Annotated in this window: 18 protein-coding genes; 11 read left to right on the plus strand and 7 right to left on the minus strand. The window is 32.8% G+C overall.

Translation table 11 applies throughout. The annotated features are described in order from the left end of the window. Positions 1 to 3: 3 nt before the first annotated feature. A complete protein-coding gene (locus tag AB1410_04570) occupies positions 4 to 1,236 on the minus strand; it encodes a M20 family metallo-hydrolase (protein MEW6455973.1) in 1,233 nt (410 codons plus the stop codon). Between the two features lie 25 nt (positions 1,237 to 1,261). Beyond that, entirely contained in the window at positions 1,262 to 1,390 is a 129-nt protein-coding gene (locus tag AB1410_04575; protein ID MEW6455974.1) for a hypothetical protein, read from the minus strand. Positions 1,391 to 1,593: 203 nt separating this feature from the next. Between AB1410_04575 and AB1410_04580 the strand changes: the two genes are divergently transcribed. From AB1410_04580 to AB1410_04595, 4 genes are read left to right on the plus strand one after another with little or no spacing between them, the layout of a single operon-like run. Next, positions 1,594 to 1,794, plus strand: coding sequence for a DNA-binding protein (locus AB1410_04580; GenBank protein ID MEW6455975.1), 201 nt, complete (start codon positions 1,594 to 1,596; stop codon positions 1,792 to 1,794). 14 nt (positions 1,795 to 1,808) lie between these two features. Further along, a complete protein-coding gene (gene rnr, locus AB1410_04585; GenBank protein MEW6455976.1) occupies positions 1,809 to 3,872 on the plus strand; it encodes a ribonuclease R in 2,064 nt (687 codons plus the stop codon). A 2-nt stretch (positions 3,873 to 3,874) separates the two neighbouring features. Continuing rightward, positions 3,875 to 5,209 (plus strand): glucose-6-phosphate isomerase, encoded by a 1,335-nt coding sequence (locus AB1410_04590; GenBank protein ID MEW6455977.1) that lies wholly within the window; start codon positions 3,875 to 3,877, stop codon positions 5,207 to 5,209. 17 nt (positions 5,210 to 5,226) lie between these two features. Further along, positions 5,227 to 6,306, plus strand: a complete 1,080-nt coding sequence (locus tag AB1410_04595) for a SelB C-terminal domain-containing protein (protein MEW6455978.1) — start codon at positions 5,227 to 5,229, stop codon at positions 6,304 to 6,306. Between the two features lie 5 nt (positions 6,307 to 6,311). Here the strand turns inward: AB1410_04595 and AB1410_04600 are convergent, their stop codons facing one another. The 5 genes from AB1410_04600 to AB1410_04620 are packed head-to-tail and all read right to left on the minus strand — an operon-like array spanning position 6,312 to position 12,771. Continuing rightward, on the minus strand, positions 6,312 to 8,297 hold the full coding sequence (locus AB1410_04600) for a hypothetical protein (protein ID MEW6455979.1): 1,986 nt from the start codon (positions 8,295 to 8,297) through the stop codon (positions 6,312 to 6,314). Positions 8,298 to 8,306: 9 nt separating this feature from the next. Further along, complete coding sequence (gene argF / locus AB1410_04605) at positions 8,307 to 9,227, minus strand: ornithine carbamoyltransferase (protein ID MEW6455980.1); 921 nt, start codon at positions 9,225 to 9,227, stop codon at positions 8,307 to 8,309. A 13-nt stretch (positions 9,228 to 9,240) separates the two neighbouring features. Continuing rightward, positions 9,241 to 10,191 (minus strand): carbamate kinase, encoded by a 951-nt coding sequence (gene arcC, locus AB1410_04610; protein ID MEW6455981.1) that lies wholly within the window; start codon positions 10,189 to 10,191, stop codon positions 9,241 to 9,243. Next, positions 10,191 to 11,495, minus strand: a complete 1,305-nt coding sequence (locus tag AB1410_04615) for a cyclic 2,3-diphosphoglycerate synthase (GenBank protein ID MEW6455982.1) — start codon at positions 11,493 to 11,495, stop codon at positions 10,191 to 10,193. Before AB1410_04615 ends, arcC begins: the two co-directional genes overlap by 1 nt. Before the next feature lies 1 nt (position 11,496). Continuing rightward, positions 11,497 to 12,771: an aspartate aminotransferase family protein gene (locus tag AB1410_04620; protein ID MEW6455983.1), complete on the minus strand. Its 1,275-nt coding sequence runs from the start codon at positions 12,769 to 12,771 to the stop codon at positions 11,497 to 11,499. Positions 12,772 to 12,889: 118 nt separating this feature from the next. Here AB1410_04620 and AB1410_04625 point away from each other — a divergent pair, with 118 nt between their 5' ends. From AB1410_04625 to gyrA, 7 genes are all read left to right on the plus strand, one after another. Continuing rightward, entirely contained in the window at positions 12,890 to 13,234 is a 345-nt protein-coding gene (locus AB1410_04625) for a tetratricopeptide repeat protein (protein ID MEW6455984.1), read from the plus strand. Then, the gene (locus AB1410_04630) at positions 13,218 to 13,868 is read left to right on the plus strand and encodes a hypothetical protein (protein ID MEW6455985.1); all 651 of its coding nucleotides are present in this window, start codon (positions 13,218 to 13,220) and stop codon (positions 13,866 to 13,868) included. Before AB1410_04625 ends, AB1410_04630 begins: the two co-directional genes overlap by 17 nt. Positions 13,869 to 13,888: 20 nt before the next feature. Next, complete coding sequence (locus tag AB1410_04635) at positions 13,889 to 16,759, plus strand: hypothetical protein (GenBank protein ID MEW6455986.1); 2,871 nt, start codon at positions 13,889 to 13,891, stop codon at positions 16,757 to 16,759. 168 nt (positions 16,760 to 16,927) lie between these two features. Continuing rightward, positions 16,928 to 18,232, plus strand: a complete 1,305-nt coding sequence (gene dnaA / locus AB1410_04640; GenBank protein MEW6455987.1) for a chromosomal replication initiator protein DnaA — start codon at positions 16,928 to 16,930, stop codon at positions 18,230 to 18,232. Positions 18,233 to 18,374: 142 nt separating this feature from the next. Then, entirely contained in the window at positions 18,375 to 19,478 is a 1,104-nt protein-coding gene (gene dnaN, locus AB1410_04645) for a DNA polymerase III subunit beta (GenBank protein MEW6455988.1), read from the plus strand. Positions 19,479 to 19,541: 63 nt separating this feature from the next. Next, the gene (gene gyrB / locus AB1410_04650) at positions 19,542 to 21,959 is read left to right on the plus strand and encodes a DNA topoisomerase (ATP-hydrolyzing) subunit B (protein MEW6455989.1); all 2,418 of its coding nucleotides are present in this window, start codon (positions 19,542 to 19,544) and stop codon (positions 21,957 to 21,959) included. 2 nt (positions 21,960 to 21,961) lie between these two features. Further along, on the plus strand, positions 21,962 to 24,388 hold the full coding sequence (gene gyrA / locus AB1410_04655) for a DNA gyrase subunit A (GenBank protein MEW6455990.1): 2,427 nt from the start codon (positions 21,962 to 21,964) through the stop codon (positions 24,386 to 24,388). Positions 24,389 to 24,395: the final 7 nt, after the last annotated feature.

Genomic DNA, 24,395 nt, shown 5'->3' on the forward strand with positions numbered 1-24,395 from the left:
AATTTACTCCTGAAGAAAAAGGTGGGCATAGACCTTTGAATCTCCGACCATATTATCTAAAATACAATATTCATTCGGCTGATGGGCCATCTCTTCCATCTTTGACCATACAGCAACATAATGCCCTGCTTTTCTAAAATAGGCAGCAACAGTTCCACCTCCTATACCTACAGGAAATGCATCCTTTCCATACACATCTTTTATAGCTTTTTTTAGGGCCTGAACCACAGGAGCATCTAAAGGAGTTGGTGGAGCAGATGGCAATCTATGGACGCTGGAAAAGCTTATCTTTACTCCAAACTTTTTCTCGATTTCCTCACAATATTCCTGGACTTTCTTTTCAACATCCTCAAGGCTGAACTCAGGTAGAATTCTACAATCAAAATAAAATGCATCTTCACCAGGAATGGTGTTTACGTTAGGAACATTGGGCTCTTTCTTTGTGGGCTCAAATGTTGATACAGGTGGATCAAAAATTGGATTATTGAGTCCGAATTCTCCGTACAAATTATCCAATTTAACGATCAGGTTGGCTCCTGCTTTAAAACTGTTTATTCCAGTATGGGGTCTGCTACCATGAGTTTGTTTTCCAATTACTTTGAATTTCAACCATAAAATACTTTTTTCAGCCACTTCAATCATTGTTCCATCTGGGTTTCCAGCATCAGGAACTATTATCAGATCATCTCTTTTGAATATATCGGGAGAAGTTTTAAGCACATATATGATTCCCTTCTCGCTACCGGTTTCTTCATCGGAAACCAAAACTGCTCCCACATTACAATTTGGAGTAATTTTTTCTTCCTTAAGAGCTTTTATTGCAAAAAGGGAAGCTATCATTTCTTGTTGATTATCCTCCACTCCCCTCCCAAATATCTTACCATTCTCTATCCATGCTTTATAAGGATTCTGTGTCCATAAAGAAAGCTCTCCAGGAGGAACGATATCCATGTGCGTCATAATCCATATGGTTTTTTTGCTGCTTTTTCCCCTATACAAAGCAACGAGGTTTGGCCTTATCCCTCCATAAGCCTCAGGATCAGGAGCATTTATTTCTTTAATTTCATCAAACCCTATTTCTTTCAGGAAATTTTTTAAAAATTCTGCCTTCCTATACTCTCCTTCTCCTCCATTTGATGGAGAAAGAGCAGGAATAGCTGTTAATTTTATTTGCATATCAATCATCAATTCTTTGAATGAATCAATTCTTTTTTTTAATTTTTCAAAATCATTCATTTTGTCCTCCAGATGTTAAATTATTTTAATATTCATAGTCTTCTTGAAAATTCGGGATTTTCTTTTTTTCCTTTTCTCTTCCCATCCAGAAACCTAAAAAAAATGTCGAAGAGACAAGTAGAAAAAGTAACAAAGATTTGCCGATGTTTTTCATGTGTTTTAGCCTCCTATTTATCTATTTTATAACCATACAAAAGTCAATCATTTATAAGAATTAATTATATCAAATATTATAATTAGAGATAAAATTATTTCCTGTAGAATTTTTTGCTTTTTTAAGAGTACGTATTGACAGGGAAGAATTTTTATAATATCTTTTACAAAAAATGATTAGCAAACATCGATGGAGAGATAACAATGAATAATGAAGAAAATTTATATTACAAGTCTATAAGGATTGAAAATAAGAAATTTATCTTTAATCTAAAAGAAAATCATCGGGGAAAATTTTTAAAAATAATAGAATTTTCAGGAGGAAAATCTTCAATAATAATCCCATTAAGCGGGATTGAAATGTTTCAATTAGCCCTCAATGAAATAGCTCAAAAGTTAAGTTAACCCTTCATACATAAATGTATCAAGACATTATAAATTACCTAAAAAATGAGGATTTATCTTTTTCAAAACTGATAAAAAAAATTGAAAAAAATAGAAAATTTAAGGAACTTTCATACAAAAGAAAACGCGTCTTATTACGAAAAACCTTAAGGGAGATGATAAAAAATAAGGTAGTCTCTGTTTCAAGAAAAAACATTAGATTAACTGGAAAACAGAAAACTCAAAAGGGGATTTTCCTGAGTACAAACCATGGATATGGCTTTGTATCAATTGAAGACTCAAAAGAAGAAGTTTTTATTCCCAGAAAACATACAGGAAATGCTATCCATGGAGACCTGGTGGAAATATCTGTTACTAAAGGAAAAAATGGTAGTTTTGAAGGAAAAGTCATCAAGACAATTAAAAGGAAGAAAACTTCAATCCATGGGTATGTAGAAAAAATGGCTGATTCTTTCTATCTTTTTCCCATCGATAAAAAATTCCCCCCTCTCAAACTTGTTAATAAATCCATAAAAGATAATTCCTCGTTAGTTGAAGCTGAAATCATTTCAAATGAATCAGCTAAAATTAAAAGAATTATAAACATTGAAGAAAAGCAAAAAGATGTTGAAGTTGTTGTAAATGAATTTAATTTACATAAAGAGCTCAGTGAATCTGCTCTTAAAGAGCTCGATGGCATTAATTGTGAAATAAGCGATGAAGACAAGAGACAAAGGGTTGACCTGAGGGAAAAAATTATATTTACAATTGATGGGGATGATGCCAAGGATTTTGATGATGCAGTCTCTTTGGAAAAACTTAAGGATGGAAATTATCTCCTGGGCGTTCATATTGCTGATGTTTCTCATTATGTAAAAAAAGGAACTTTTTTAGACAAAGAAGCTTTAGAGCGAGGCGTGAGCGTCTATTTCCCGGAAAAGGTGATACCCATGTTACCACCAAAACTATCCGAAAATGTCTGTAGCTTAAATCCAAATGAAGATAAATTAGCTCTATCCATTTTTTTAGAATTTAATGAAGAAGGCAAACTCCTGAAAACGAAGTTTTTCCAATCAATTATAAAAAGTAAATTCCGAATGACCTATAAAAATGTTGAAAAAATTTTGCAGGGTGATAAAAATCTCATAAAAAAATATTCAAAAATTTATAAAACAATCATATGGATGCATGAATTGGCTGAAAAATTATGGAACAGGAGAAAGGAAGATGGGAGTCTTGATTTTGACCTTCCTGAGCCGGGCTTTTACTTAGACAATGCTGGAAAAATATTTAAAATTGACATAAATTATAGGTTGAGCAGTGAAAGAATAATTGAAGAATTTATGCTTACTGCAAATGCAACAGTTGCAACTCATCTTTCAAAAATGCAAGTCCCGATGATATATAGAATCCATGAGGAACCAGATGCTAAAAAATTAGAAAATTTGAATAATTATCTAAAGCATTTTGGAATTCCTATCATAAAAAACGGAAAACAAAGTTATGAGTTCCAGAAAGCCCTTAAAAAAGTTACTGAATGTGAGAACAGCTTGTTTTTACAATTGATGATTTTGAAGTCTTTAAAGCTTGCAAAATATTCCCATGAAAATTACGGGCACTATGGACTTGCAAAACAATATTACACGCATTTCACCTCTCCCATAAGAAGATATCCGGATTTAATAATGCACAGGGTTTTAAAAAATTTCTTAATTTCAGAACAACAGGAATACACGCCTGAGGAATTAAAATCTATTTCCAACCTGTCTTCTTTTAACGAAAGAAATGGGGATGATGCAGAAAATTTTCTTACTAAGTGGAGAATCTTAAGATATTTAAAATCTAAACTCGGGGAAAGATTTTCTGGAACTATTTCCAAGTTTAATTCAAGGGGAATTGAGGTTATACTTGATGAAAATTTTATTGAGGGTAAAATACCCTATTCTGATATTGATAGAGACTATTACATAATTTCAAAAAGCAAACTTACTATAAAAGGAAAGAGGAGTGGTAGAACTTTCAAAGTGGGGCAGAAGCTGGATTTAACATTATCTTCCGTAGATCTTAAAAAAATGGAAATTCTTTTATCTTTGAATTAAAAATGGAAGAAAAAATAAACATAGACATAAAATTCTGCCTTACAAACCACATAGGAAATTCAGGCTTATCCATTAATGAAATAAAAGAAAAATATAATGTTCATAGAAAAAAAATAAAAAACCTTATAAAAAATATAGAAGAAATTAAGTTTTTAGATTTCTCTTTCCTGGAGAATGAGGCAAAAAAAATCTGGGATTTTTCTCAGAGAAAAGCAAAAAAATACAACGACTTTGTTTTAGTGGGAATTGGAGGTTCTTCTTTAGGAACGGAAACAATCTTTCATGCCTTAAAACCTGCTTTCTACAACCTTCTTTCCAAAAAAGAAAGAAACCGCTATCCTCGATTCTTTATTCTTGATAATCCAGATCCAGATTATTTAAATTCTCTTTTAGATACAATAGATATCAAAAATACATTCTTCAATTTTGTGTCAAAATCAGGAAAAACTTTAGAGACAATTTCTAACTTTCTGGTTTTAATGGAGAAAATTATTAAAAAGTTTCCAGGCAAAAGCTATAGTAAAAATATTTCAATAACCTCCTGTCCCTCAGACGGGGTTCTTTTAAAAATAGCAAAAAAAGAAAAAATTTCTCTTTTTGAAATTCCTAAATGGATTCCTGGAAGATTTTCAGTTCTTTCATCTGCTAGTCTTTTGCCTGCTTCTTTCATAGGAATTAACCCCTATGAAATTATAAATGGCGCAAGATATATATTTCCCTCCCTTATTTCTGAAAATATGAATGAAAACCTTTCGCTTCTTTCGGCAATAATCTTAATTCTATTTTATGAAAAAAATAAATTTATCCATGTGATAATGCCCTATTCAAATTCGCTGTTTTATTTAGCTGATTGGTACTCACAATTATGGGCGGAAAGCCTCGGGAAGGAGAAAAATACCAAGGGAGATATAATTAACTGGGGACAGACCCCATTAAAAGCAAAGGGGCCGCAAGATCAGCATTCGCTTCTTCAATTGTTTATCGAAGGACCTAAGGATAAAATATTCACTTTTTTAGAAATTGAAAAATTCAAAACTGATTTCAGGTTACCAGATACCTTTACGGAAGAATATTCTGAGATAGACTATTTACAAAATAAGTTTTTGTCAGAAATAATCAAAAACGAAAAAATAGGCACAGAAATTTCCTTAAAGGAAAACCTTGTTCCATCTTTTTCGATAAGAATTCCTTGTGTTACACCTTTTTATTTAGGTCAGCTTTTTATTCTCTTCGAATTACAGACAATTTATGCTGCCGAAATACTGGAAGTTAACCCTTTTGATCAACCTGCTGTGGAATTGGGGAAAAAAATTACACAAAAACTTCTAACAAAGTAGTTCTAAATAAGAAACCCATGATTTTTGACTCTGTTATTTTAAATGATTTTGACAAAATTGAATTTTTTTTCAAAAAAAATATACCCATCCAATTAGAAATTTCTGAAATTAAATTTAAAAGACATGCAAATATAAGAATAATCGATAAAGCAAACCCAATTCTGATTCGGATAAAAGTCAATAAGAAAATCAATGTTAAGTGGGGGGATGAGATCAATATTTTTTTGAATAATAATGTATTAAGAATAAAAGTATTAAATGTAAATTCAAATTTCATAAAAGGCAGCCTGAAAAAGAAATACATAAATTTTCTGAGAAGCATTTTAAACGCTGATGAAGAAACTTTAATCTCTTGCTTATGTGAATATAAAAAAATTCATGGTGTATCTCAAAATGAAATCAGGTCTTTTTTAAGAATAAATGAAAAAGAATTGGAAAAATTATTGACGAATTTAGAACGAAAGGGTGTAATCAAAATAATTTCTTTTTCCCCTTTTTTCATATTAAAAAATGAAGGCATAGATTTTATAAAAGAAAAGATATTCGAAAAAGTAACGAAGCTCACAAAAAAAGATTTCCATGATTTTAAAATTGCAAGGGATGTACTGAGAAAAAAAATAAGTCCAAGTATAAATGATATTATTTTAGACCTTGCATTAAAGAAACTGGAGAAAGAAAAAAGAATATTTCTTTCAAAAGATTTTGTCCATTCAAAAATTTCAGAAATTCCTCTTTTGGAACATGAAAAAAAATTAATAGAGAAATTAGAAAAATACATCCAGGAAGGCAAAATATCCGATTTAAATAATTTGGAAGAAAAGTTTAACCTTCCCAGAAAAACAATTTTCAAATTAATTTATTTCCTTATAGAAGAAAAAAAGATTTTTAATATAAAAAAAGAGTACTTTTTAAGTTTACAATGGGTTGAAGAGATACTGAAAAAAATAAAATTAGAAGATAAAAAAATATTAACCATTGCAGACTTTAAAAAAATAACCGGGCTTTCAAGAAAATATCTGATACCTTTTCTTGAATTTCTCGATATGGCTGGAATCACAAAACGAATTGGCAATAAAAGAGAAATACTAATAAAATAAATCCGCTATTTTTCTTTTTTTGATAATATTTTATCGAGTTTATTGCCTAAAATGCTTATCTTTGTATAGTCTTTAGCAGGTTTTACCACTTCCTGATCCATTCCTTTTTTAATTTCTTTAGATTGGGAAATCTCCTCTTGTGTTTTTACATAATAATCCAATTCCTTTTCCTTTTCTTCAAGTTCTATTTTTTCTTCAATAATTCTCCTCATCCCTTTCCTCCCTCTAAAATCTCTATCAAACTTTCTGGCTTTCCTCTTCTCTTCTATTTTTTTTAACTCTTCAAGTTCTTTCAAATAAGCACCTTTTTTCCCCTCATCTTCCTTCTTCTCTTCGAGTTCTGCATATGTTTCCGGTTCTTTCCCCTCTCTCATTGTAAATATTTTTTCCTCCTCTTCTGGCTTTTCCAACTTTGATAAATCCAGGTAAAAATAACCTTTTTCTTCCTCTGAGGGGAAAAATTCTGGATTTCCGAATAAAACCAAATTTATTTTTTCTTTAGATGTTTTCCTTAACAAATCACAGATATGATAACACTTTAAAATGTGTAATTTATAATTTTCGCTTTCTATACCAAACTTTTTAAACAAAAAATACATTAAATCTAACAGGTTATCCATCTTATCAACTTCTTTATAACATTCCTCTAAATGCTCTAATTCATCTTCTAAAAAAATTAATTTATTTACTTCTGCATGACTCTCTATTATTTCACTGGAGACTTTAAAACTCTGAGTTTGAGCATCATAATAAACTTTTTTTGATGTTAAAATCTTTTTTGATTTTCGAAATGAAAAAGAAAATTTATTTTTTGCCTCTTTTTCTAAAAATAGCAATGCTCCCTGAAATGGTGAATGCTCTTCGTAAGCTTGAGAAAGCCCTAAAATAAAATTATCCTCTGGATAATAAAAAACTTTATAACTTTTATTCTTATCTTTATCTAAAAAAATCAATTCCCTTTCATTTTCAAAAATAAAGGATAAATCCTTAGGTATACCAAGTCCTCCCGAAATAATTTCTCTCCAGGTCAGATAAAATCTAAAATGGGAAGCATTTTCTTTAGATTTTAATGCGGTGTAAAACCTCTTTTTTTCATTTAGAGCCTCTATCTTTGGTATTTTCAGTATTATTTTGTCAAATTCTTTTACTGCTAAAGGTATGTCTTGTTTTAATCGATTAAAATAATCTAAAGTGTTCCATTTTCCCCATCCTTCTGAAGAAACTCTAACAATTCTATTTTTTCCTTTTGATTCAAGAAATTTGTACAAAGAGATACAATAGGAAGTGAATTTTTTATCATTTGGATTAATTTTTAATATCTTTTCAACTAAAATGTCTGTATTTTCTGACTCACCTTTCTTGTTTAAATAGTTTTCTATTTTATCGATGACATTATCAGGAATTCCTTCTATGAGCTCTTCTAAATACAGATTATTCCCGCAGGAGATGAAAACCTCTGATTTTTTGATTTTGTTTTCCAGCTCCTTCTTTAGTCTAATTAAATATTTTTTGTCCAGAGAGGGCTCCTGGACTCTTGGGTCATCTTCTTCTTTCAAATATTCAACAGGTTCAGACCTTCCTGAAAATCCACAGGGGATTAAAATCTGGGCATTGGTTTTTCTCATGTAGTCAAAATGCTGTTTAAACAACCCTCCTCCATCATACCATACTTCTATCAACTGGCATTTATATTCGGAACTATAAAATTTTCCAATAACTTGTAAAATAACGCCGCCCTGAAAATGTTCAACCTTTTCTTTTCCAACCTTTAATTTTTCATCATAATATTTATAAATGAAATCACCAATTTCATAATCAATCTCTGGATTGAAGATCTTAACTCTTTTCCCTCTTATTAGGGACATCTTTCTATAAGCCAATTGAGATACGGCCTCTTCTAAAGGAAGAGGTGCTCCATTTTGTTTTATAAGAGATTCTACCCAATGGAGATCTTCATCTTTTAGTTGTAACTCATCTTGAATTGCACTCATCCTTTAAAACTAACCTCTCAATAATAAATACATTATTGCTTTCTGAACATGCAACCTGTTTTCAGCCTGATCAAACACAATTGAATTTTTCGAATCTATAACCTCATCGGTTACTTCCTCTCCTCTGTGGGCTGGAAGGCAATGCATAAAATAGGCAGATTTTTTTGCCCTTTTAAATAGACCAGAATTTACTTGATAAGGACGAAAAATTCTTTGTCTTGTTTCCTTTTCTTTTTCCTGGCCCATTGAAATCCAGGTATCCGTGTAAACTATATCTGCATTCTCTATTGCATTCATCGGATCATTTGTAATTTCAATCTTTAAATTTTTCTTTTTTGTTTCTTTGCTTGAAATTTGAACTATTTCTTTTTTGGGTTCATAACCTTTTGGAGTAGCAATTGACATGTTAACTCCAATTTTAACAGCTCCTAAAAGCAATGAATGACACACGTTATTACCATCACCAATATAAGCTAATTTAATATCATCAAAAGTTTTCATTTTTTCTTTAATAGTAAAATAGTCTGTCAAAGCTTGACATGGATGCAATAAATCACTCAATCCATTAATAACCGGGACATCAGCAAATTTTGCAAGATCTACAACATTTTGATGGTCGAAGGTTCTAATCATTATCAGATCTGCCCATCTCTCCAAGTTTTTTGCCACATCGTAGATCGATTCCCTCCTTTTTAACTGAATCTCATCTGGACCTAAATAAATTCCATGCCCCCCCATCTGAAATATACCCGTATCAAACGTGAATCTTGTTCTGAGAGAAGGTTTCTCAAATATCATGGCAAGAATCTTATCTTTTAATGCATCTCGATATTTTCCAGGATTCTTTTTTACATCTTCACTAATCATAAATATTTTCTCTATATCTTCTTCCGATAAATCCCCAATAGAAATCAGATCCTTATCTTTCATCTTTTTATCACCTTCATTGAATAATTCTCGTTCCTGCTCTGTTGATTAAGGAGGCTCGAAGTTTATTTGCAGATGTAATCAAAACTTCCTTACCTCCACCTTCTATAAATTGAATCGCAGCCCTTATTTTTGGGCCCATCGAGCCCTCTGGAAATTGCCCTTCTTCAAGATACTTCTTGGCTTCGGAGACCCTCATTATATCAATTTCTCTCTGGGTCTCCTTCCCATAATCGAGAAAAACTTGATCGATTGAAGTTAAAATAATAAATAAATGAACTCCTACTTCTCTCGCAAGAAGAGATGCCGCATAATCTTTGTCAATCACAGCCTCCACTCCTTCAAGCATTCCCCTTTTGTTTATGAAAACCGGTATTCCTCCTCCGCCGGCAGAAATAACAATTCTTCCCTCTAAAATAAGACCTCTTATTATTCTATGGGGTATTACATCTATTGGCATTGGTGAAGGAACTACTTTTCTCCAGCCTCTCCCTGAATCTTCTACCATAATCCACCTTTTTTCCCTCGCCAGAATCTGCGCTCTATAGTGAGTATAGAAAGGGCCTATTGGTTTCGTAGGATTCTTAAAAGCTTCATCATCTCTATCTACTACAACCTGGGTGAGCACTGTTACCACTTCCTTATCTATAGATTGTCTTCTCAGCTCGTTTATCAAAGCCTTCTCCAGCATATATCCCATGCTCCCTTCTGTCATTGCACCACAGAGATCCAGAGTAAAAGGTGGGATTTTATTTGATGCTTCTTCCATCTGGATTAGAATATTCCCGACCTGAGGTCCATTCCCATGAACTATAATAAGTTCATATCCTTTCTTTACTATTTCAATCATAAGCTTTGCTGCTTTAGTCGAATTTCTCATCTGCTCAATCTGTAATCCTCTCTGGTGAGATGGTAATATAGCATTTCCTCCAAAAGCAATTAAGGCAATTTTTTGTTTAATCTTCATCAAAAATCTTTAAGGATTTCTTCAAGAGTCGGGTATCCTATTTCCTGAAGCTCATAATAAACTCTCATACTCGGCTTATTTATTTTAATAACTTTCCTTAGATCTATAGGAGTGGCTATTATTACTAAATCTGCCTCGGCGTTATTTATTGTTTCTTCCAGTTCAGAAATCTGTTTTTCTCCATATCCCATTGCTGGAATCAGATTAGTTATATGGGGATAATTTATAAAAACATCTTTTATCGAACCTGTTGCAAATGGTCTGGGGTCCACTATCTCTTTAGCTCCATATTTCATAGAAGCCACTATGCCAGCTCCATACCCCATCTCTCCGTGAGTTAATGTGGGACCATCTTCTACTACAATGACTCTTTTATTTTTTATTTCTCCATTTCCCTCAACAAAAATAGGAGAGGCAGCTTCAACTATTATAGCTTCAGGGTTTATTTTTCTAATATTTTCTCTTAGAAGCATTACATTCTCGTTCAGAGCTGTATCAACTTTATTTATAATTATGACATCTGCTCTTCTAAAATTTGTTTCTCCCGGATGGTATTTTAATTCATGTCCAACTCTGTGAGGATCGCATACAACAATTTCTAAATCACTTTTCAAAAATGGAAAGTCATTGTTACCCCCCTCCCAGAGAATAATCTCTGCTTCTTTTTCCGCTTCTCTTAATATTTTTTGATAGTCCACACCAGCAAACACAACTGCTCCATTTCTCAAATGAGGCTCATATTCCTCCCTTTCTTCAATTGTACATTTATACCTGTCAAGATCCTCAAAACTGGAATATCTCTGAAATTCCTGGTCAGACAAATTACCATAAGGCATAGGATGTCTCATTACTACAAGGTTTCTTCCTTTATCCCTGAGAATCTTGCTGATTCTTCTCGATGTCTGGCTTTTACCACATCCAGTTCTAACCGCACATACTGAAATTACAGGGACTTTACTTTGAAGAGATGTAAACTTTGGCCCAAGAAAACAAAAATTTGATCCTGCTGCCAAAACTTCAGATGCTTTATGCATTACATACTCATGAGAGACATCGCTGTAAGAAAAATAAACTTGATCTATATCATATTCTCGAATGAGAGAAACTAAGTGTGACTCAGAGTAAATTGGAATTCCGTCCGGATACATCTTTCCAGCTAGTTCGGGGGGATATTTTCTTCCCTCTATATCAGGGATTTGAGTTGCGGTGAATGCTACAACTCTGTATTCTGGATTATCTCTGAAATAAACATTAAAATTATGGAAATCTCTTCCAGCAGCGCCCATTATCAGAACTTTTTTCATTTTACATCGCCTTCGATATAGACTCTTCGATAATATCCAGAGCGTAATCGAGTTCCTCTCTTTTAACAATTATAGGTGGTATGAATCTAAGAACATTTCCAAAAGTCCCACATCTTATCATCAATAAACCTCTTTCCATGCATTTCTGGAGCAATTTTGTTAATACTTCTGGATTTGGTCTTTTCCCATCCATAACAAATTCTATCCCAATCATCAAACCCAATCCTCTTATATCTCCTATTACATCATACTTTTGTTGCAAGTCGTAAAACCTCTGCTTTGCTATATCTCCCATTGCAATAGCATGATCAAGCAAATTTTCCTCTTGAATGGTTTCAATCGTAGCTAAAGCTGCAGCACATGAAACTGGGTTTCCTCCAAACGTTGTTCCATGAGCTCCAGGAGGCCATTTATCCATAATGTCTCTTGGTGCTCCCAACACTGAGAGAGGAAATCCTGATGCTATTGCCTTAGCAATGGTTATTATATCGGGAACTACTTCAAAATGTTCGGAAGCAAACCACTTGCCAGTTCTACCAACACCTGTCTGGATCTCATCAAAGATTAACATTATTCCATGCTTTGATGTTAATTCTCTTAATTCTTTCATAAATTTTTTAGGTGGGATTATGTATCCACCTTCTCCTTGAATTGGCTCGATAAGAATGGCGGCGACTTCATCAGGTGGGATTTGATGAAAGAATAATTCTTCAATCGAATTTATAGAATATCTTATGCATCCTTCTTCATCGGAAAAAGGAGACCTAAAGCAATAAGGATAGGGCACTACAAAAACAGAGGGGAGCATTGGAAAATAATGTCTTCTATATTTAATGTTAGAAGTTGTAAAGCTTACTGCTCCCATTGTCCTTCCATGAAAAGCTCCCTGAAAAACTATGATTCCATGCCTTTTTGTAACATATCTTGCCAACTTAACTGCTCCCTCTATAACCTCTGTTCCTGCGTTGCTGAAAAAAAATGTATCAATTTTACCAGGAGTTATTTTTCCCAATTCTTCCGCAAGTTTAATGATGGGCTTATAGTAATAATTCCCGCCAGAATGGATAAGATTATCTATCTGTCTTTTAGCAGCTTCAACTACTTTAGGTGGCCTGTGTCCAATGTTAAGCACTGCAGTTCCAGAAGTAAAATCAAGATATTTTCTATCTTCAGAATCCCACACAAAAACTCCCTCTCCTTTAGTTACACAGATATCGTAATCCCAGGTTAAAGCAGGAGTTAAAAATCTCTTCCCCTTTTCTATGATGTCGTTCATTTATAATTCCTCCTTAGGAGTAAAAAATTAAGTATATTATGAGTATATATTTTAGTCAATAAAGGCAAAATCCCATTTGCTTGACATAATATTTTTTTTTATTTATTTTAAAAATGGAGTGATAAAAAAAATATTTATTGTGTTGATTACTATTCCTATCTTCGGTTGCGTTTATGCAAACAATAGAATTGGTGAAAACGTAAAATTTGGAACAAAGGCAGCTCTCACTAATCTATGGAAAGAAGCTGAGTTCAGATGGCGAATGGCTTTAGAAGAAGACCCTAACAATTTTAAAGCTATGAATAACTTGGCCGTTGCTTACGAAAGACTGGGAAAGCTGGAATTTGCAAAAGAAACCTACGAAAAAGCTTTAAAAATTTCAAAAAACAATCCTTATGTAAAAAAAAATTATGATAGTTTTTTATTATACTATAAAAAACAGAAAAATGAAAAAAATAGATAAGCTTTTTCCTCTACTGTTAATATTAGCTTCAATTTCATGCGTTGAGACCGCAAAAATTGAAATAGAAATTCCCTCAAAACCCAAATATGACATTCCAAAATTTAATCATTTGTGGTTTGGTGATTTTCGTGTAAACGAGACGATTGAAAATCATAATTTAAGTGAAGAGATTACAAGCTATATGCAAAATGAAATAAAAAGCAGGTTTTCAATAGACTCAAAAAAAGGAAATAAAATCGATTGGGAGAAGGAGAAAAACCTGTTTGAAAATGATAATTTCTGGAGAAAGTATGTCCAGGATAAAGAGGATATTCTAATAATAACTGGCTCTGCTTCTTTAAAGTTGGAAAACAGGAATATTATTCAAGATGTTTCTCCGTATATCTCTCCTACTTCCCAGGAAAAAAGGTTAGTTCCGATGAAATTTCTTATTCTAAATTTAGATTTATACATTATAAACCCAAAAACTGGAGAAATTATATACAGAAATAATTTTAAAGAAGAAAAGGGATTCTCTGAAAAAACCCAAAGTCCTTTATTTGGATTTTTTGATATCATGGAAAAAATCACAGAAAAATTTTTTAGTGATATATTTGAAAAAAAGATAAAAAAAGAGAGAATTCTATTCCAGTAAAAAAGGAGAAAGCTATGAAAATGATGAAAAAAATTTTCTATATTATTTTTGTTTTATCTGTAAACATTTCCTTACTTAATTCTCAAACTTTCTTTTATGGAAAGAACAAAATCATCTCGAAAAAGTTTAACTGGAAATCCTATACAACAGAGCATTTCAACATATACTTTTATAAAGATGACATCGAATATTTAAAGCATATAATTACATTATCAGAAAAAGCTTACGATAAAATTAGCAGCATGTTGAAACATCCGATAGAAGAAAAAATCCCGATAATTTTTTATGAAGATCATGATGATTTTGAACAAACAAATCTATTTCCAGGTATTGTTCCTGAAGAAGTAATGGCTTTTGCCGAGCCAGTATTGCATAGAATAGTTCTGCCAGGAAACTTTTCTCCCGATGAACTCGACAATTTAATTACCCATGAGTTAGCCCACATCTTTGAATATTCAATTCTGTACAAGGATATCAGTGGATCGGTCTATGACTTAAATGCCCCTCCTTTATGGGTAATGGAAGGTTTTGCAGAGTATACAACTGAAAGCTGGGACCCTATATCTTTTATGATCGTTAAAGATTCTGTTTTAAACGATAAAATTCCTGAATTGAATAACAATGGAGAAATGAGTGGAGCTTATACCTTTGCAAGAGCTCCTTATGATTACGGCCATCTAATTTTTGAATTCCTTGAACATAAACAAGGGAAAATGGGAATAAGACAGTTCTGGTGGCAAATGAAAAAATCATCGATTCTGGGTAAAAAAATACATTTTAGAGAAACTTTTAAAATAGAGCCAAAAGAATTTAATTATGAATTAAAAAAATGGGTAAGAGAAAAATTCAAACCTTATCTGTCAAAAGAAAATCCTGAAGATTACAGTCGACAGTACAGCCCAGACATGCCATTTTCTCATGTTTTCTCCCATGAAATATCGCCATCAGGAGAAACCGCCGCAATAATTTCAGCCCACATGCTCGACGAAGATTTAGACATATTAATTGTTTCTCTTCTCGATGGAAAAGTCCTAAAAAATCTTACCAGAGGTTATTCATCAAGATATGAATATGTAAAGGTAAACTTTGACCCGTCCCAGGGAAAGAGCATTTCATGGAATTCAAAAGGCGATGCACTGGCCTTTTTTGCAAGAAAAGGTCAAAAAACTTATCTCTTTTTAATAAAAGCGTTAACCGGCGAGGAAATAGACCGAATTTCTCTGCCGATTGTTCAGCCATCATCTCCTTCTTTTTCGCCAGATAGTAAAAAAATAATATTCACGGGCTTTAAAAATGGAACTCCTGACATATTCCTTTTGAATTTAGAAAATAAAAATTTAGAAAATCTTACAAACGATAACCTGTTTGAAAAATCTCCATCATTTTCTCCAGATGGTAAAAAAGTCACATACTCAATCAAAGTCGATGGAAAGGATAAAATCTTCATCTCTGATTTTGATAATTTCTCTATAAAAACTCAACTAACCTTTCTAAAGGGAAATGACATAAACCCATATTTTTCAAAAGATTCAAAAGAAATTTTCTTTTCTTCTGATGAAAAAGGAGCTTTCAATTTATACTCTATAAATCTGGAAACAGGAGAGCTTAAAAGATATACAGATGTAAGCACAGGAAACTTCTATCCTACTCCTTTCCCTGATAAACCAAGAAAAATATTGTTTTCTTCTTTTTACAAAGGGAAATTTAATCTTTACCAGAAAGAATTTTCCACTCCATTGGAAGTATTTCATTCAACACCGACTAAAGTTGCGGTAGAAGAACTTAAAACAAAAATCGAATTTAAAGAGATTCCAATCGATGAGAAAAAAATAGTCCCATATAAAGGAATAGGGAAGCTCTATTTAATGGCAAGGCCCCCTGTAAATGTAGGATTGTTCGATGATGGAACTATTTTAGGAGGAACCTCTATAGCTCTTTCAGATATTTTTGCAGATCACCAGTTCTTCCTCGATGCTATTTCTTTAAGAGATTTCAGGTCTTATTTTTTAGGGTATATAAACCTGAAGAACCGTCTTCAATATATGGTTAGAGGGTTTGATTTCGCCGTGTTCTATTATCCCGACTACTACTATTTTGCTCCAGAGCTTCAACCTTATTATTCGCCAAGAGATGCTATGGCTATAAGAGAGATACTCGGTTTAGATGTTATAGGAATGTACCCAATGAGCAAATTTGAAAGAATAGAGTTTTCTCTCGGTTTCTATAGATATAAGGAAAAGTTTAGATATTTTACTTTTGATCGACCTGTTTTCCCATTCCTAATCGGGAATATGCTCATAACTTCATTTTCTTTGGTAGGAGAAACAACAAGATTTAAATATTTTGGTCCTCTTTATGGATCGACTCATCGTTTTTCCGTTTCTCAGACATTACCGATAAAGAATTTTCTTTCATCTACAACTTACGAAACGGAGTTCCGAAAGTACTTTAAAGTAGGTTCTGAAACTCTGTTTGCTTTCAGATCGTATGGCTTTCTCAGTACAGGGAAAGACCCTCTTTTAAATTATTTTGGAGGAATTAACGAAATAAGATCTATTGATTATGCGTCAATGGTTGGGAATAGGGGGTTTTTCATGAATTTTGAATTCAGGTTTCCAATAGTTAAAGCTCTTGTAACTTCAATGGGAAATTTTGGCCCTATAAGAGGAACCTTTTTCTTTGATTGGGGAGGAGCTCAATTGAAAGGCTGGCCATTTAAATTACTCTCAAAGGAAGGTGGCTTACATATGGTAGACACAATCGGTTCTTATGGCTGGGGTATTCAGCTTTTCATTTTAGGCTATCCTCTTCATATAGATTTTGTAAAACCAACAGATTTACAATGGTCTGGAAAAAGAAGAGTAATGGTGTGGATCGGATATGATTTTTAAGTTTCTAATTATTTTCTTGAAAAAAATTTTTTATGGTAGTATCATACCTCAACCATGATTAAATTTATCTGGTTTAATAATTTTTGGTTATTAACTTTTCCACAGCTGTGGAAAAAAATGTGGAAATCTTTTCTATATGTTACAGACAGGAAAAAGAGTTAAAATAAAATGACGAACTGGGAAAGAATAAAAGACTTTTTGAGATTAAATACAGATGAGTTAACTTACAATACATGGTTCAGTCCATTGAGTTTTATCGGCAGAGATGAAAATACAATTTATATCAAAGTTCCAAACATAGAATTCAAAAATGCACTAGTTAAACACTTTTTAACTTCCATAAGAGAAGCTGTCTTTGAAATTTTAAAGGAGAATTTGAACTTGAAGTTTCTTTACGAAGAAGAGCTGCCCATAAAAAAACCAGGGGGTTCTCAAGAAATTTCCTTTAACCACAGGACAAACTTGAACCCAAAATATACCTTTGAATCATTCGTTGTTGGTCCGTGTAACCAATTTGCTCATGCAGCTTCGACTGCAGTAGCTGAAAATCCTGGAAAAGCATATAATCCCCTCTATATTTATGGTGGAGTTGGTCTCGGAAAGACCCACCTGATGAGTGCAATAGGTCATCATATTTTGAAAAAAAATTCCAGGACAAAACTATTTTACGTTACAACTGAAAATTTTATGAATGAGCTCATAAACTATCTTCACTATGGAAAAATAATTGAATTTAGAAAAAAGTACAGAAGTGTTGATGTGCTATTGATTGATGACATTCAATTCCTTTCTGGAAAAGACAGAACTAAAGAAGAGTTTTTTCATACTTTCAATTATCTTTATGATGCCCAGAAACAAGTTGTTATTTCATCAGATTGTCCTCCAAAAGAAATTCCTCACCTTGAGGAGAGACTTCATTCAAGATTCGAATGGGGTTTGATAGCTGATTTAAAACCACCTGAGTTAGAAATGAAAGTAGCTATATTACAAAAAAAAGCAGGTGAAGAGAGTGTAACATTACCTGAAAATGTTGCTCTTTTTATTGCAAGTAAAATCCAATCAAATATAAGGGAATTGGAAGGATGTCTAAAAAGGATAATCGCATTTTCATCTTTAAAGGGGGTTGAAATAGACCTCTTGTTAGCCAAAGAAGCTTTAAAAAATTTGATAGATGTATCAGAAAAAAAGATTACATCTGAAGCAATTCAAAAATTTGTTGCTGAAAAATTTAATATAAAAATTGTTGATTTAAAATCTAAGAATAATTCCCCAAAAGTTTCGTTTCCAAGACAGATCGCGATGTACCTTATAAAAGAATTAACAGAGTATTCTCTGCCTGAAATTGGAAGAAGTTTTGGTGATAAACATCACACAACGGTTTTGTATTCTATAAAGAAAATAGAGGGATATAGAAAGAGAGATCAAGAATTCAACAGGCTAATCGCAAGTTTTGTAGACTACTTCAGACAATGAAAGTTATTCACATTCTTTCATCAATCTTTTTCACATTTAGTATTATTAATTTCAATAAATATTTTAAGTATTCAACAATATTATATAGCTATTATTATTATTTAAATAAAATTTAATATATAAATAATTAGGAAGGAAAAAAATGAAATTTAAGACTGAAAAAGATGTAATATTTGATGAGTTAAACATACTCCAAGACATTGTTGAGAAAAGAAATACAATGCCGATATTATCAAATATTCTCCTATTAACGAGGAACGGGTCTATTGAAATGATAGCAACAGATCTTGAAGTGGGATTGATAACAAAGTTCAATGCAGATGTCGAAAAAGAAGGTTCTGTTGCGCTTCCAGGAAAGAAATTTTTTGAAATTATAAAATCTTTACCAGAAGGCGAAGAAATTTATATAAAAGAAATGGAAAACAATAAAATTGAGATCAAAAGTGCAATGACTCGTTTTGTGATGCTAAGTTCCATTGCTGAAGATTTTCCAAAAATATCCCTGCCCGATAAAAAAGAAAAAATTGAAATTCCATTTAAACCTTTCATTGAAATGGTCAATAAAACTTTATATGTGTTAGCTTCAGAACAGAGATACACTCTAAACGGAGCTTTATTTATCTTAAAAGAAAATTCCATGGAGTTAGTTGCAACCGATGGTCATCGGCTCTCCTATAATAAGAGTAAAGTTGAAACGAAAATGGAAGGAAACGAACAGAGAATTATAATTTCAAAAAAGACATTACAAGAGATAAAAAGAATGGATGGAATAGATAAATTCAATTTTTATTTAAACGAGAACAACTTATTTTTTGAAATGGATAATCGAATTTTGATATCAAGAAAAATGGATTTTTCTTTTCCTCCTTATGAAAAGGTAATTCCTTTTGATAATGAAAACAGAGCCACAATAAACAGAGAAGATTTCATTAACGCTATAAAGAGAGTTTTTATATTTTCCTCAGAGAGAAGCAGAGGAATAAAGTTCACATTTGAGGGTGATAAGGTATTTTTATTTACATCCAATCCAGAACTTGGCGAGGCATCGGATTCAGTGGATATTGGTTATGTAGGAAATGAATTAGAAATTAGTTTTAATGCCCATTACATTTTAGATTTTCTTAACAGCCTTGATGATGAGAAAATTATAGTTGAAATGCGGGATAGCGAGAAAGCAGTTCTTTTTAAGCCGGAAGAAACAAATAATTACACATATCTGTATGTGCTGATGCCGATGAAGATATAGAATTTCCTTGTCTTTTTCTTTATCAATCTGTCTTTTTTTGATATAATTTAATTTAATAACAACATGAGCAAGCAAGAAACACCAGATATCCAAATAATTGTCGATGAAAATGATGAGTATTCAGCTGAAAGCATTAAGGTACTAAAAGGTCTGGAGGCTGTCCGATTAAGACCTGCAATGTATATAGGTTCCACAGGACAGTCAGGTCTTCATCATTTGGTTTATGAATTAGTTGATAACAGCATTGATGAAGCTTTAGCTGGATATTGTAATTTAATAACAGTTATCATTCATGTAGATAATTCTGTTACCGTGATCGACAATGGAAGGGGTATCCCTATAGATTTTCATGAAGAGGAAGGAAAATCTGCTGCAGAGGTTGTTCTAACTACCCTTCATTCAGGTGGGAAATTTGATAAAAAGATTTATAAAGTTTCAGGAGGGTTACACGGGGTTGGAATCTCAGTGGTTAATGCTCTTTCTAAACGATTAGAACTTGAGGTCTGGAGAGACTCAGGTGTATGGGTTCAGTTCTATGAAAGAGGAAAGGCTGTTAACCAAATAAGGAAAACGGGCAAAACCAGTAAAAGGGGAACTAAGATTACTTTCTGGCCCGACCCAGGAATATTTGAAGACATTGATTTTAATTTTGAAATATTGTCCCAGAGATTAAGAGAGCTTGCGTTTTTAAATAATGGGGTATCCATTTTACTGGAAGATGAGAGAACTGATAAAAAACATGTGTTTCAGTATGAGGGAGGAATAGTTTCATTTGTTGAATATTTAAACAAAAACAAAAATGTTCTTCATGATAAACCAATCTATTTTAATGGTGAAAAAGATGGTATAAAAGTGGAAGTTGCAATTCAATATAACAATACTTATTCGGAAACAATTTATTCTTTTGTGAACAGCATTAACACGGCGGAAGGAGGAACGCACTTGGTAGGGTTCAAGTCAGGCCTGACAAGAGTAATAAATAATTATACTTCCTCTCAGAATTTTTTGAAGGACTCCATAAAAAATTTACAGGGTGAAGACATAAGAGAAGGCTTATGTTCCGTTATAAGCTTAAAAGTTCCTGATCCCCAGTTCGAGGGACAGACAAAAACAAAACTTGGAAATAGCGAGATAAAAGGAATTGTTGAGACAATCGTAAACAGCAAATTGACCTCCTATATGGAAGAAAATCCTGCAGTTACAAAGAAAATACTTACCAAGATTATCGAAGCCGCAAGAGCGCGGGAAGCAGCAAGAAAAGCAAGAGAGATTTCCAGAAAGAAAAGTTTATTAGAGTTAACTGACCTTCCAGGAAAGTTAGCAGACTGCCAGGAAAAAGATCCATCTAAGAGCGAGATATTTATCGTTGAGGGAGACTCAGCTGGTGGCTCAGCAAAACAGGCCAGAGATAGAAGATTTCAAGCTGTTTTACCTTTGAAAGGAAAAATTTTAAATGTAGAAAAAGCTCGATGGGATAAAATTCTGGCGAACGATGAAATAAGAACAATTATTCAAGCAATAGGTACTGGTATTGGAAATGAAGATTTTAAAATAGAGAACTTACGGTACCACAAAATAATTCTCATGACCGATGCAGATGTGGATGGCTCCCATATAAAAACCCTTTTAATGACATTTTTTTACAGGCAAATGACAAAAATTATCGAAAATGGTTATCTGTATATAGCCCAGCCTCCTCTTTTTAAAATAAAAAAGGGAAAGGAAGAAATATATTTAAAAAATGAAAAGGAATTTGAGAATTTCCTAATCCATAAAATATGCGAAGAAAAAGAAGTAATCTCTAAAGATTTCGTTTTAAGGGGAGGCGAATTAAAAAATATTTTAAATAAACTTGTTCATAAAAGAAATTATTACAAAATTTTTGAAAGAAAAAATTATCCCGTTCCATTATTAGATGTTATTTTAAAAGAAAAACTGTCAGAAGAAATTTTGAAGGACAAGGTTCAATTAGAAAGGATAAAAAATAGAATTAAAAATTTAGGGCTCGACACAGAAATTGTTGAGGACGAAGAACATGGAGTATATTCACTTCTGATTTCGTTTTCATCAAATGGTATTTCAAAAAGAGTAGAGATAAACTGGAATTTAATGAATTTGCCTGAATATAAAGTGTTAACTAGTATTCAGAAATCGATTGAAAAGCTCGGAAATCCACCTTTCTATTTTCAGGATGGAAAAGAACGTGTAAAAGTTATAGCAGACATAGAATTATTAAATTCGTTATTAGAATCAGGAAAGAAAGGATTATCAATTCAAAGATACAAGGGGCTGGGAGAGATGAACCCTGAACAGTTATGGGAAACAACTATGGACACAGAAAAAAGAACATTGTTGAAGGTCTCGATTCAGGATGCCATTGAGGCTGAATACATTTTCTCTCTTTTAATGGGAGACGAAGTAGAACCAAGAAGAAATTTTATTCAGGAAAATGCTTTAGAAGCAAAGAACATTGATATATAAAAATGGAAGAAAAAAAATCAGAATCCATCACAGTTTCATTAGAAGATGAAATGAGACGCTCATACCTGGATTATGCAATGAGCGTTATAATCGGAAGAGCTCTTCCCGATGCTTCAGACGGATTAAAACCTGTCCATCGTAGAAATTTATGGTCAATGTGGGAGTCGAGCAATACATGGGATAAACCTTTTAAAAAGTCAGCAAGAATTGTAGGAGATGTAATGGGAAAATATCATCCCCATGGAGAAGCGGCGATTTACGATACCCTTGTCAGGATGGCACAAGATTTTACTCTGAGATACCCATTAATCGAAGGACAGGGAAATTTCGGCTCGATTGATGGAGATCCTCCTGCTGCAATGAGATACACAGAGGTCAGACTTAATAGAATTTCTAAAGAATTGATGGGAGAAATCGAAAAAGATACTGTTCCTTTTAACTCTAATTATGATGGATCATTAAAAGAGCCTGCTGTTCTTCCTGCAAGATTTCCAAACCTTTTAATCAATGGCTCTTCCGGCATTGCAGTAGGCATGGCTACAAATATCCCACCTCATAATATGAATGAAATAATAGATGGTTTAATCTATCTGATAAACAAGGAAAATCCTTCTATGGAAGATTTAATAGATATTATAAAAGGACCTGATTTTCCCACAGGGGGTTTTATATTAGGGAAAAAGGGAATTCGAGAGGCTTACTTAAAAGGAAAAGGGCTGATTACAATCAGAGCAAAAGCAGCTGTAGAAAAAAAAGCAAAAGATAGTATTATTATAACTGAAATACCTTATCAGGTAAACAAGGCAAGGATATTAGAAAAAATAGGCGAACTCATAAGAGAAAGAAATATAGAGGGGGTTGCAGAATTTAGAGATGAATCTGATAAAGATGGCCTTAGGATTGTCCTTGATTTAAAAAAAGATGCATCTCCTCAGGTAATTTTAAACAATCTTTATAAACACACTGCCCTTCAAACAACTTATGGAATAATATTTTTAGCCTTAGCAGATAATCAACCAAAAATGTTAAATCTGATGGAAATGTTGAACCATTTCCTTAATTTCAGAAGAGAAGTCGTAAGAAAAAGAACCGAGTTTGAACTCAGACAATCCGAGAAAAGAGAGCATGTATTAGAGGGTTTAAGAATAGCTCTGAATAATATAGAAAAAGTTGTGCAGATAATAAAAAAGTCAAAAAAGACAGAAGAGGCAATTTTTAGTTTGATGAAGGAATTTCCACTTTCTAAATTGCAAGCTCAGTCAATTTTAGACATGCAGTTAGGAAGGTTGACAGGATTGGAAAGAGAGAAGATTGAAGAGGAGCTAAACAATCTGAAGTCTTTAATCTTAAAACTTAAAGAGACATTGGCTGATCCAAAAAAAATAATGGAAATTGTCAAAAAAGAATTGATTGATGTAAAAAATGAATATGGCGATGAAAGAAGAACCTCAATTTTAGAAGATTCAGATTTTGAAATTGATGTTGAGGATACAATCCCAGAGGAAGAAATGGTTATTACCCATACAAGCTCTGGGTATGTAAAAAGATCTCCTCTCTCATCTTACAGGTTTCAGGGAAGGGGCGGAAAAGGAAAAATAGGAATTAAAATGAAAGATGAGGATGAGGTACAAGATATTTTTGTCTCAACTTCCCATAGTTATCTGCTGGTATTCACAAATAAGGGAAGAATGCACTGGATTAAAGTGCTTGATATACCGGATGTAAGCCTTAGTGGAAGAGGGAGATCTATCATAAATTTAATAAATATTAAAGAAGATGAAAAAGTAAAAGCGATTGTCTCCTTGAGAGATTTCAGGGAAAAAGGCTTCATTGTAATGATGTCAAATAATGGCTTAATCAAAAAAACATCCATCTCCTTTTTTAAAAAGCCCAGAATCAATGGCATTATCGCAATGAGCATAGAAAAAAAAGATGAGCTTTTATTTGCAGAAAAAACTGATGGGAAAAGAGAGGTTGTTATTGGTACACATTACGGCAAGATAATAAGATTCAATGAAAAATCTATCAGGCCTATGGGAAGAAATGCGAGAGGGGTAAAAAGTATAAAAATTGTTGGAACGGATAAGATTGTAGGAATGAGCACCATCTCAGAGAATGATAGGTATATATTTACAGTTACAGAGAAAGGGTATGGAAAGAAAACAATAATCGAAGAATATAAATCCCAAAATAGAGGGGGGGTTGGAATAAAAAATATAAAAACTACCAATAGAGTTGGAATGGTCTGCGGGATATCCACTTTAAAAGAAAAGGATACAATCCTCCTTGTATCTTCAAAGGGAAAAGTAATAAGGATTAAGACCGAAGAAATAAGACCCATGAGTAGGTATGCCCAGGGGGTGAAGCTTATCAATCTTGATGAAGATGACAGGTTGGTTTCATTGGCTAAAGTAAAAGAAGAGCTATAAAAAAAAT

This window comes from Acidobacteriota bacterium (genome assembly GCA_040756905.1).
In the GTDB taxonomy this organism is placed as follows: Bacteria; Acidobacteriota; Aminicenantia; order JBFLYD01; family JBFLYD01; genus JBFLYD01.